8 protein-coding genes are annotated in these 11,441 nt (G+C 77.0%); 6 read left to right on the plus strand and 2 right to left on the minus strand.

Annotation, left to right across the window (positions count from 1 at the left end; all coding sequences use genetic code 11):
• Nucleotides 1-278 precede the first annotated feature (278 nt).
• Both LG632_RS27325 and LG632_RS27330 read left to right on the plus strand, forming a co-directional pair.
• Nucleotides 279-440, plus strand: coding sequence for a hydrophobic protein (locus LG632_RS27325; RefSeq protein ID WP_226730234.1), 162 nt, complete (start codon nt 279-281; stop codon nt 438-440).
• Between the two features lie 141 nt (nt 441-581).
• Nucleotides 582-1,568, plus strand: coding sequence for an L-threonylcarbamoyladenylate synthase (locus LG632_RS27330; RefSeq protein ID WP_226730227.1), 987 nt, complete (start codon nt 582-584; stop codon nt 1,566-1,568).
• A 172-nt stretch (nt 1,569-1,740) separates the two neighbouring features.
• Here LG632_RS27330 and LG632_RS27335 read toward each other — a convergent pair whose 3' ends face one another.
• The gene (locus LG632_RS27335) at nt 1,741-2,382 is read right to left on the minus strand and encodes a carbonic anhydrase (protein WP_226730228.1); all 642 of its coding nucleotides are present in this window, start codon (nt 2,380-2,382) and stop codon (nt 1,741-1,743) included.
• A gap of 543 nt (nt 2,383-2,925) precedes the next feature.
• Between LG632_RS27335 and lanKC the strand changes: the two genes are divergently transcribed.
• The 4 genes from lanKC to LG632_RS27355 all read left to right on the plus strand — a co-directional run bounded on the left by lanKC (nt 2,926) and on the right by LG632_RS27355 (nt 10,500).
• Nucleotides 2,926-5,703, plus strand: a complete 2,778-nt coding sequence (gene lanKC, locus LG632_RS27340) for a class III lanthionine synthetase LanKC (protein WP_226730229.1) — start codon at nt 2,926-2,928, stop codon at nt 5,701-5,703.
• A gap of 38 nt (nt 5,704-5,741) precedes the next feature.
• Complete coding sequence (locus tag LG632_RS27345; RefSeq protein WP_226730230.1) at nt 5,742-5,876, plus strand: SapB/AmfS family lanthipeptide; 135 nt, start codon at nt 5,742-5,744, stop codon at nt 5,874-5,876.
• 893 nt (nt 5,877-6,769) lie between these two features.
• Nucleotides 6,770-8,539 (plus strand): ATP-binding cassette domain-containing protein, encoded by a 1,770-nt coding sequence (locus tag LG632_RS27350; RefSeq protein WP_226730231.1) that lies wholly within the window; start codon nt 6,770-6,772, stop codon nt 8,537-8,539.
• Between the two features lie 17 nt (nt 8,540-8,556).
• Entirely contained in the window at nt 8,557-10,500 is a 1,944-nt protein-coding gene (locus LG632_RS27355) for an ATP-binding cassette domain-containing protein (RefSeq protein WP_226730232.1), read from the plus strand.
• Nucleotides 10,501-10,526: 26 nt separating this feature from the next.
• Here the strand turns inward: LG632_RS27355 and LG632_RS27360 are convergent, their stop codons facing one another.
• Nucleotides 10,527-11,135 (minus strand): response regulator transcription factor, encoded by a 609-nt coding sequence (locus LG632_RS27360; RefSeq protein ID WP_226730233.1) that lies wholly within the window; start codon nt 11,133-11,135, stop codon nt 10,527-10,529.
• Nucleotides 11,136-11,441 lie beyond the last annotated feature (306 nt).

Raw genomic sequence — 11,441 nt, forward strand, 5'->3', positions numbered from 1 at the left:
CCCTCACCACCGCCCGCGGCCCGTGCCTCCGCGCACGCCCGCGCCCCGTGCCTCCCGGCCGCCCGCGTCCCGTGCCTCCCCGCACCCCCGCGTCCCGTGCCTCCCCGCACGCCGGCGGCCCGTGCCTTGCCGCACGCCTCACGCAGTCCGTACCGACGTACGCATCACAGCCGCGTACGCGCCCGTCCGATCGGACGCTGCGCGACGCATGACCACATGACCGCATGCGCGCATGACCACCATGCCCGCATGACCACATGACCAACGGAGGTCGACCCATGGTTCCCCTGCTGCTCGTACTGCTCCTCGCCGTGATCCTCTTCGGCGCCGGTTTCGCCGTGAAGGTGCTCTGGTGGGTGGCCCTGGCCGTACTCGTCGTCTGGCTGCTCGGCTTCGTCGCCCGACCGGCGGGCAGCAACGGCCGCTGGTACCGCTGGTAGCCGTACCGAACCGTGCGCCTGCGCCTGCGGGGCGGCCCCAGCCGGGCCGCCCCGCAGGCGCAGCCGATGTCCGGGACAGCTCAGGCCCTGCCCCCGGGCCGAAGTCGATCATGAATCGCGCCGGGTCCCGGCGGCCCTAGAATGGGGCGAGTGGCAGCGAGTACCAGTGATATCGAGAAGGCAGTCGGTGTGCTCCGCGACGGCGGGCTGGTGGCCATGCCGACGGAAACCGTCTACGGTCTGGGCGCCAACGCCGAGGACCCGGCCGCCGTCTCCCGCATCTTCCAGGTGAAGGGACGTCCGCCGTCCCACCCGCTGATCGTCCACCTCGGCAGCGCCGAGCAGCTGGACGACTGGGTGCAGGACGTACCGGCGGCAGCGCGACTGCTGGCCGAGCACTTCTGGCCGGGCCCCCTCACGCTGGTCCTGCGCCGCGGTCCCCGCGTACCGCTGGAGGCGACCGGCGGACTGGAGACCGTGGCCGTGCGCGTACCGGACCACCCCGTCGCCCTCGCGCTGCTGGCCGCCTTCGGCGGCGGTGTCACAGCCCCTTCCGCGAACCGCTTCGGCTCCGTCAGCCCCACCACCGCGGACGACGTGCGTGCCGAGCTCGGCGACGCCGTCGACCTGGTGCTGGACGGTGGGTCGTGCGAGGTCGGCGTCGAATCCACCATCGTCGACGCCACCGGCGGGACCCCGGTCATCCTGCGCCCCGGCGGGGTCACACGCGAGGACCTCGAAGCGGTGCTGGGATGCCCCCTCGCGGTCCCCGCGACCAGCCATGTCCGGGTGCCGGGCCAGCATCCGTCCCACTACGCGCCGCGGGCGCGGGTCGTCCTCGTCGAGCCGGAGAAGGTGATCACCGAAGCGGCGCTCGCTTCAGAGCTGGGCCACCAGGTGGGCGTCCTGCTGCCCGCCGCCTTCGCCACCGAACCGGTGAAGGCGCACGCCGTGGTGGCGGTCCCCGCGTCGATGGCCGCCTACGCGCGCGGGTTGTACGGGTTCCTGCGCGAGTTCGACCAGCGGGGGTGCGACCTCATCGTGGCGTCCCTGCCCGTGGAGGAGGGACTCGGCCTGGCGATCGCCAACCGGCTCCGCCGCGCAGCGGGGCCCCGCTCCACCGTGTGATCCGGGCAGGCCCGTACCCGCCCTTCCGCCTCCGTACCTGCCCTTCCGCCCCGGGCCGGCGATGCCGGCCCGGGGGCGGCGGCTTCCTCGACGACCCTCTTCGGCGCGCGCCCGCCGCAGACCGGGTGGGGCGTACGTCGCGCCGGTAAATCGGGGGTGGCGGGGAGGGAGGTCAGGAGACGCCGGAAACCGCGGCGTCGAGGCCCCGCGCGGCGACGAGCTGTGCACTGCCGTCCGCCAGGCGGTAGGAGAGCCCGACCACCCCGAGGCGACCGTCGGCCACCCGCTCGGCCAGCACGCGGGAGCGTTCCAGCAGCAGGTCCACGGTGTTCTCGATGTGCTCGGCCAGGATCTCCTCGGCGCTCTCGCGTCCGGCGGCGCGGGCCGCCAGCACGCTCGGCGTCACCCGCTCGACCACGTCCCGGACGAAGCCGCCCGGCGTCCGGCCGTCCTGGAGGGCGGAGCAGGCCGCGGCGACGGCGCCGCACGAGTCGTGACCGAGGACGACGACCAGCGGCGCGTTGAGGACGGCAACGCCGAACTCGATGGAACCGAGCACCTCCGTACCCGCGACGTGCCCGGCGGTGCGCACCACGAACAGGTCGCCCAGGCCGCGGTCGAAAATGATCTCGGCGGCGAGGCGGGAGTCGGAGCATCCGAACAGTACGGCGAACGGCTGCTGGGCCGGCACCGTCTCGGTGCGGCGGGTGGCGTCCTGGTTGGGGTGTTCGGGAGCACCGGAGACGAAGCGCTCGTTGCCGGCTATGAGCAGGTCGAACGCCTCGCGGGGCGTCGGCGGCAGAATCTCGGTCATGGCCGTAGGCTACGACCGGCCCCGCCCACTCGCTCGGCGGGGGTGGCGAACGCCGCGCCGGCTCCGGTGCCCCTGCGGGCCTCGGGGTACGGGGGTGGTCACTCCGGGGGCGGTCACCCCGCGCCCCGAGGCGTCGAGGATCATGCGGCAAAACCCGGCACGGACCCCGTCGGCGGCTCCGCTGGGCAAACCGGCGGTAGCGCGTGGCCAGGAGGACGGCCCGGCCGAGGCACGCGGCTGCCGGCCGACGCCGCGGACGGGCCCCTGACGCACCCTGGCGCGCCTTGGACGGGCCCCTGACGCACCCTGGATGGGCCCCGGACGGGCCTCGGACGCGCCCTGAGGCGCCCAGGACACCCCGCCGCGGAGCACCGCCCGCCCTGACCGCGGCCCCGGCCCCGCCCCGCGCGACCCGGCCCCCGACAGGGGCGCCCGCGCGGAAGTGACTTGTGCGTAACGCACGTTCCACCAGTGACAAACGGGACTACCCCGGCCCGTGCCCCCCGTGACACCTTCGTTCCGTCGCCGATCGAGGGAGCAGGGGTGAACAAGGGGTACGCGGTGTTCTGCGACGCCGACCGCTGGTTCTACGACGCGCCGTACCGGCGCGGCGAGGACGGCGGTTACGCGGCGGAGCTGCCCGCCATGCCGGAGGACTGGCAGTCCCACCGCAGCGGCGACTGGCTGGCCTGGCGGCCCGCCGAGCACCGCCTGCCGGCCCAGGGCTGGAAGATCCACGTCTCCGCCGGCCTCGACAACGCCGCCTCGGTCCTCGCCCGGGTCCGCGACCACTGCGTCCCGCGCCGCCTGGCGTTCAAGTTCGTACCGAACCGCTACCTGCTCCACCTCCGCAACGCCAAGTACGCCGACCGCGCCGGCGCCGGCAAGTTCATCACCGTCTACCCGGCGGACCTGGACGAGTTCCGGCGCACCGCCGAGGAGTTGGACGCCCTGCTCGCCGGCGAGCCCGGACCCTACGTCCTCAGCGACCTGCGCTGGAACCAGGGCCCGGTGTACGTCCGCTACGGCAGCTTCACCCTGCGCCACTGCCACGACGAGCGCGGCGAACTCGTGCCCGCCCTGGAGGACCCCGACGGCACGCTCGTGCCCGACCCGCGCGGCCCCGCCTTCCGGCTGCCCGCCTGGGTCACCCCGCCCGACTTCCTCCGGCCGCACCTCGACGCCCGGGCCGCGCTCACCCTGGACGGGCTGCCGTACACCGTCGAGCGGGCCCTGCACTTCTCCAACGGCGGCGGGGTCTACCTGGCCCGCGACACCGCCACCGGTGAGCGCGTCGTGCTCAAGGAGGCCAGGCCGTACGCCGGACTGGCCGCCGACGGAGCCGACGCCGTGACCCGGCTGCACCGGGAGCGGGCCGCGCTGGAGCGGCTGGCCGGGCTGGGCTGCGTACCCGCCGTCCGGGGCGCGTTCACGATCGGCGAGCACCACTTCCTGGCGCTGGAGTACTTGGAGGGCAAACCCCTCAACACGTTCTTCGCCCGCCGGCACCCGCTGATCGAGGCGGATCCCACCCCGGCCGCGCTCGCCTCGTACACGCGGTGGGCGCTGGCCGTGCACCGCGAGGTCACCCGCGCGGTGGAGGCCGTCCACGCACGGGGAGTCGTCTTCAACGACCTGCACCTGTTCAACATCATGGTCAGGGAGGACGAGGAGGGGGACGACGGGTGGGACAGGCCGCAGGCGGGGCCGCAGCTCGGGCCGCAGGCGGGGCCGGAGGCCGGACCGGAAGCCGGACCGGAGGCCGGTCCGCAGTTCGGGCCGGAGGCCGGGCCGGGGAGACCCCGACCCGCCGTCTTCCTCCTCGACTTCGAGGCGGCCGCCGGTATCGACGACGACGCCCGCCAGATCGTGGCCAACCCGGCCTTCGTCGCCCCCGCGGACCGGCGGGGCGCCTCCGTCGACCGCTACGCGCTGGCCTGCCTGCGCCTGGCCCTGTTCCTGCCGCTGACCAGCCTGCTGCCCCTGGACCGCACCAAGGCCGCCCATCTGGCCCGGATCGCAGCGGAACAGTTCCCCGTCCCGAAGGAGTTCCTCGACGAGGCGGTCGCGGAGATCCTCGCCGGACCCGACGGCACCCCCGGACCCGTACCTGCTGAACCGTATCTGCCGGTGCCACCGGGGGAGTGGCCCGCGAGCCGCGACTCCCTGGCCGCCGCGATCGCGTCCGCGAGCACACCCGGTCGGGACGACCGCCTCTTCCCCGGCGACATCGCCCAGTTCACCCGGCCCGGCGGCGGACTCACCGTCGGCTACGGCGCGGCCGGCGTCCTCCACGCCCTCGCGGAGACCGGCCGTCCCGCCTGGCCCGAGGCCGAGGAATGGCTGCTGGAACGCACCAAGGACCCCGTCTCCGGCACCCCGGCCGGCTTCTACGACGGACTGGCGGGCATCGCCTGGACCCTGGAACGGCTCGGCCACCCCGCCCGTGCCCTCGAACTGGCCGAACGGATCACCGCCCAACCCTGGGACACCCTCTCCACGGACCTGCACAGCGGCCTCGCCGGCATCGGCCTCGCCCTCGACGCCCTGGCCACCGCCACCGGCGAACGGGACCTGCACGACGCCGCGTTGCGGTGCGCCGAGCGACTGGCCGACCCCGCCGCCCGGGAAGCGACCGGGGCACGCACCGGCCGGGAAGGGGCCGGCGCCCCTGGCCCCCGGACCGGCGCATCCGCCCCTCGGCCGCGCGCCGGGCTGCTGTACGGCGCGTCGGGCCGGGCCCTGCTCCTGCTGCGGCTGTACGAACGCCTCGGCGACCGCGACCTGCTCGCCCGGGCGGCCGACTTCCTGCGCGAGGACCTCGCGCGCTGCGTCACCAGCGCGTTCGGCACCCTCCAGGTCGACGAGGGCTGGCGGACCATGCCCTACCTCGGCGAGGGCAGCGCGGGCATCGGCATGGTCCTCGACGACTACCTAGAGCACGCCCCCGACGAGGCCTTCGAGCAGGCCCGCCGGCAGATCGTACGGGCGGCCCAGGCGACCTTCTACGCCCAGCCCGGGCTGTTCCGCGGCGCCGCCGGCATGGTCCTGCACCTGGCCCGCACCACGTGCCCGGGGCCCGGCACCGGCCCCGCCGACATCGGCCGGCAGATCGAGGCCCTCGCCCGCCACGCCGTGCCCTACCAGGGGCAACTGGCCTTCCCCGGCGAGCAGATGATGCGCCTGTCCATGGACCTGGCCACCGGCAGCGCCGGCGTCCTCCTCGCCCTCGGCAGCGCCGAACCCGGGGTCCGCGCCCACCTGCCCTTCCTCCCGCCGCTCCCGCGGCCCACGAGCCGGTCCCGCGCAGCGGGATCGTGACCCACCGCAGTACCCATCCACGAGTGAGAGGAACCGTCATGACCCTTCTCGACCTGCAGTCGATGGACGTCCCGAAGGAAGAGGCCACCGAGGCCGACTACACGGGCGGCGGCAGCCGCGCCAGCCTGCTGCTCTGCGGCGACAGCAGCCTCAGCGTCACCACCTGTAACTAGTCGCGGCCCTTCGGGCCCGGCCGGCCTCGCGCCGGCCGGGCCCGCACGGCGTCCACCGGGTCCACCGGGTCCACCTGGTCCACCGGATCCACCTGGTCCACAGGAAGGGGCCACCCGCCATGACCACCGACCCGCCGCCCCGCAGGGCCCCCACGGCCCCCGACGGCCCGACTCCCGCCCCGCGCCCGGCCGGACCGGAGCGGGGCGCCCGCGACGCGGGCAAGGGGGGCGACGGGGGCGGCCTCGGCCCGGGCGGCCTCGCCGGGGGCGGCCTCGGCCTACGGGGCCGTGACCGGTACGGTCGTCGGCCCGATGGCCGGGAGCCCTACGGCCGCGTGCCCCAGGGCCGCGTGCGGGACGACGACCGTGGGCCCGACGACCGCGCCTCCGACGACCGTGTGCGGTACGGCTCGGGGCCTGACGCCCCCGAGCCCGACGGCCGTGACGTGTACGGCCGCGAGCCCGGCCATCGCCGGCCGGACGGCTGTCGGCCCGGCAACCGCGAGTCGGACGGCTGTCGGTCTGGCAACCGCGAGTCGGACGGCTGTCGGACTGACACCCCCGAGTCCAACGGCCCTGCCCCGTACAGCCGCGAGCGGGACGACCACGAGCCCGAGGGTCGCGAGCCCGACGACCGCGAGCCCGACGACCGTGAGCGGGGCGGCCGTGACCGGGGCGACCGCCGCCGAGGCGACCGCGACGGGGGCGACCGCGACGGGGGCGACCGTGACCGAGGCGACCGCCCCCGGTACGACCGCCACCGAGGCGGTCCCCGCCGTGGCGCCCGCGCCGCCGCCCGGCGGGACGCGGGGGGCCGGGCGGTGGATCGGGTTCTGTGGGGGGCGGTCCGGCACAGTGCCGGGCGGACCGCGGCCGTCGCCGGGTGCGCCGCTGTGTCCGCCGGGGCGGCCCTCGCCGAGCCCGCCGTGCTGGGGCACACCCTGGACCTCCTGCTGGCGGGCAGTCCCGCCGCCCCCGCCTGGACCGCCCTGTGCGCGGCACTGATCGCCGCCGACCTCGTCCTCGACGCGGCCGCCGCCCGGCTCACCGGTACGGTCGGCGCCCGCTCCACAGCCTGGCTGCGCCGCCGGGCCCTCGCGCGCGTCCTGGCCGCCGCCCCGCACCAGGCGGCGCGGTTCCCGGCGGGCGACCTCGCCACCCGGCTCACCGCACACGCCGCCGAGGCGGGCACCGTCCCCGCCACCGCCGCCGCGGGCGCGGTCGCCCTGCTGCCACCGCTCGGGGCGGTCGTCGCGCTCTGCCTGATCGACCCGTGGACCGCGCTGGCCTTCCTGTCGGGCGTCCCGGTGCTGCTGGCCCTGCTGCGGGCCTTCGCCCGCGACACCGCGGCCGGCGTCGGCCGCTACCAGCGGATCCAACTGGACCTCGCGCGACGGCTCGCCGAGGCGCTCGGCGGCGCGCGCACCATCGCCGCCGCGGGCACGGCGGACCGCGAGCGCGAACGGATCCTGCGGACCCTGCCCCAACTCTCCGCCGAGGGCCACCTCATGTGGCGCAGCTACGGCGGCACCGTCGCCCGCAGCAGCGCGCTCCTGCCGGTCCTGCTGTACGCCGTCGTGGCCGTCGCCGGGTTCCGGCTCGCCGCCGGCGCCCTGGGCGTCGGCGACCTCGTCGCCGCGACCCGCTACGCCGCCCTCGCCACCGGTCTCGGCGCGGCCACCGGAGCCCTCGCCGCGGTGGTACGGGGCCGGACGGCGGCCCGCCGCACCTGCGAACTCCTCGCCCTGCCCGAGCTGCGCCAGGGCACCGCCCGGCTGCCCTCCCCGCGCGCCGGCGGCCCGGCACCGGGGGCGCTGGACCTGCACGACGTCACCGTCGTCCGCGGCGGAGCGCCGGTCCTGCACGGCGTCACCCTGCACCTGCCCGGCGGTACCCACGCGGTCGTCGTCGGCGCCTCCGGGTCCGGCAAGTCCACGCTGGCGGACGTCGCCGGCCGGCTCACCGCGCCCGACCACGGCCGGGTCCTGCTCGACGGGGTGCCGCTGGAGGACCTCGACCCGGCCGAGCTGCGCCGCGAGGTCGCCTACGCCTTCGCCCGGCCCGTCCTGCTCGGCGGTACGGTCGGCGAGGCCCTCGCCCTCGGGCAGTCCCCGCCGCCCGACCCCGGCACCGTACGGGCGGCCGCCCGCGCCGCCCGCGCCGACGCCTTCGTCACCACCCTGCCCCGCGGCTACGACACCCCGGTCGCCGACGCGCCGCTGTCGGGCGGTGAGGTCCAACGCCTGGGACTGGCGCGGGCGTTCTGCCGTACGGGCCGGCTGCTCGTGCTGGACGACGCCACCTCCAGCCTCGACACCGTCACCGCCCGCGAGGTCGACCGCGCCCTTGCCGATCGCGCCCTTGCCGACCGCCCCCTGAACGACCGTGCGTCGTTCGGCGTGCGCCCGTCCGGTGAGCGCCCCTCGGGCGCGCCGCGTCCCGGCACGCGCCTCACGGTGGCCCACCGCGTCACCACGGCCGCCCGCGCCGACGTCGTCGTCTGGCTGGAGGAAGGCCGGGTACGGGCCGTCGGCCGCCACCGCGAACTGTGGCAGCACCCCGACTACCGAGCCGTCTTCGCGGCCGAGCCCGCCCGGCGGCACTCCGGAGCCGCCGGGCGGGAAGCCGCCGGACCGGCCGGGGCGCGCGGGGGGACGCGGTGACGGCCCGGTCCGCACGAGTGCCCCGACCCGCACGGGGCCACCCGCCCGGACCGGGCCACCCGCCCGCACCGGGCCACCGCCCCGCCGCCGAGGCCCGCCGCTTCCTGCGCGGCCGCCGCCGCGCCCTCGTCGCGCTGGCCGGCTGGTCGCTGGCCGAGTCCGCGCACACCTTCCTCGGGGGCTACGCGGTCGCCCGGGCCCTCGACGACGGGTTCCTCGCCGGAGCGCCGTGGACCGGCACGGGCTGGCTGGCCGCCGCCGCGGCGGCCGCCCTGCTCGGCGCGCCGGCGCTGCGCGGGGTCTTCACCGGCCTCGCCGGAGTCGTCGAACCGCTGCGGGACGCCCTCGTACGCCGTGCCGTGGACGGCGCCCTGTCCGCGGCCCTGACCCGCCCGGCACGGTCCGCGGACACCGCGGCGGTGTCCCGCGTCACCCAACAGGCGGAACTGGCCCGCGACTCCGCCGCGGGACTGCTGCTCACCGCCCGCGCCTTCGTGTTCACCGCGCTCGGGGCACTGGTGGGCCTGGCCGCGCTCGCACCGGCGCTCCTGGCGGTCGTCCTGGGGCCGCTGCTGCTCGGAGCGGCGCTGTTCGCGGCGACCCTGGCGCCCATGGCCGCCCTGCAGCGGGCCTGGCTCGACAACGACGAGGCGCTGTCGGCGCGGGCGGGCGAACTGGCCGGCGGACTGCGGGACGTGGCCGCGTGCGGCGCCGGCCCGTGGATGACCGCCCGGACCGCCGGACCGGTCGCCGAGGCGGAGCGGCTGGGCATCCGACTGGCCCGCTGGGCGGCCCTGCGCACCCTCGCGCTCGGCGTGGCGGGCCGACTGCCGGTCGTGGCGCTGCTGGTCGCCGCGCCGTGGCTGCTCGAACGCGGTGTGAGCGCCGGGGCGCTCGCCGGGGCCCTGACGTACCTGCTCCAGTCCCTGCTGCCCGCGCTCCACACCCTGATGTCGGCCCTCGGAACCGCCGGGACCCGCCTCCTGGTCGTCCTGGAGCGCTTTCCCCCCAGCCCCGTTCCGCCCCCGCCCGCGCCCGCGCCCACGTGCCCGCCCCGACCCGCACCGCCTGCCTCACCCGACCCCCGTCCCGACGCCGACGCCCGTCCCGACGCCGATGCCCGTCCCGACCCCGACGCCGATCTCCGTCCCGACACCGCCCCTGCGTCCACTCCACCCCCGCCCACCCCGTCCGCCGCTCCGCCCGCACGCCTCGTGCCCGCCGCCGAGCTGCGCGGCGTCACCTTCGCGTACGGGCCGCGCGCCCGGCCCGTCCTGCGGGACCTGGACCTCGTCCTCGAACCCGGTGAACACCTGGCCGTCGTCGGTCCCAGCGGCATCGGCAAGTCCACCCTCGTCGCCCTGCTGGCCGGGCAGGTGGACCCGGACCGGGGCACCGTCCTCGTGGCCGGCCGGCCCGCACGGCCCGCCGGGCCGCGACCGGCCGGGGCGCGGCCGGGGCCCGACCCGCGCCGTACTCTGCTGCCGCAGCAGGCGTACGTCTTCACCGGGACCGTACGGGAGAACCTCGACCACCTCGGGCCGGGCCCGGCCGCGGACTCCCGGCTCCGGCAGGCCGTGGAGGCGCTCGGCCTGGCCGCGCTCGTGGACCGCCTCGGCGGCCTCGACGCGCCGGTGGACCCCGAGCGCCTCTCCCAGGGCGAGCGGCAGCAACTCGCCCTCGCCGCCGCCTACGTGACGCCCGCCCCGCTGCTCCTGCTCGACGAGGCGACCTGCCACCTCGACCCCCGGGCCGAGGAACGCGCGGAGCGCGCCCTGGCCGACCGCCCCGGCACCCTGGTCGTGGTCGCCCACCGCATCTCCTCGGCGGCACGGGCCGACCGCGTGCTGCTGCTCGACGGCACGCGGGCGGTGTGCGGGACGCACGAGGACTTGCGGCGGAGTTCGCCCGCCTACCGGGAACTGGCGGGCGTATGGGAGGCGACCGAGGACGACGGGTGAGGTGCCGCCGCGGTGCTCCCGGGGGTTCAGACCCAGCCGGCCTGGCGGCAGATCCTGATGGCGTCCACCCGGTTACGGGCGCCGACCTTGCGGCTCGCGGACGCGATGTAGTTGCGCACCGTGCCCCGGGCGAGGTGCAGGGCGTGCGCGATCTCGGCGACGGAATCACCGTCGGCGGCTCTGGCGAGCACGCTCCGCTCGCGCCGGCTCAGCGGCTCGGCGTGGTGCTCCAGCAGGGCGGAGGCGAGCGAGGCGTCGACGGAGCGCTCCCCGCCCGCGACCTTGTGGACCGCCTGGACGAGCCGACCCGCCGGCCCGTCCTTGTCGACGTAGCCGTGCGCCTGCGCCTGGAACGCCCGGCGCAGCGAGCCCGGCCGGTCGGGGGTCGCCAGGACCAGCAGAGCGGCGCCCCGCCCGAGGACTCCGGTACGGGCCGGGCGGTCCCGGTCGAGCACGGCGGAGGCGCCCGGACAGTCGGCGTCGACCACGCAGACGTCGGGCCGTAAGGACTCCGCCTCCTGCTCGGCCCCGGGCCAGGCCGCGTGGGCGACCTCGAAGGCGCCTTCCGCCCTGAGCAGCGCGGTCAGAGCCGACCCCAGCAGATTGACGCTGTGGAGCACCAGGATCCTGGTCACGGTTCCCCTTCGGGTGATCGGGCACGACGGCTACGCTCTCTGCCCCGGATCGAGCCGGGGGAACGGACCCGCCGGGGGCGCACGGGTGCGCACCACACGCATCCGGCCAACCCGCCGCCGTACCGCGGAACGTCCCCTTCCACCGCGTCCGGCGACCGCGTCGCGCGGCCGAAGCCCCGGTCGGCGGCCCCGCGGCCGTCCCACCCGCCGCCCGGCCCGCTCCCGCGCCGCCGCGGCCGTTGCGGCAGAGCCGCCCCCCTTCGCCCCGTTCGAGCCGTTCGCCCCGCCCCCTTCGTCCCCATGAGC

This window comes from Streptomyces antimicrobicus, assembly GCF_020532625.1.
GTDB classification, from domain to species: domain Bacteria; phylum Actinomycetota; class Actinomycetes; order Streptomycetales; family Streptomycetaceae; genus Streptomyces; species Streptomyces antimicrobicus.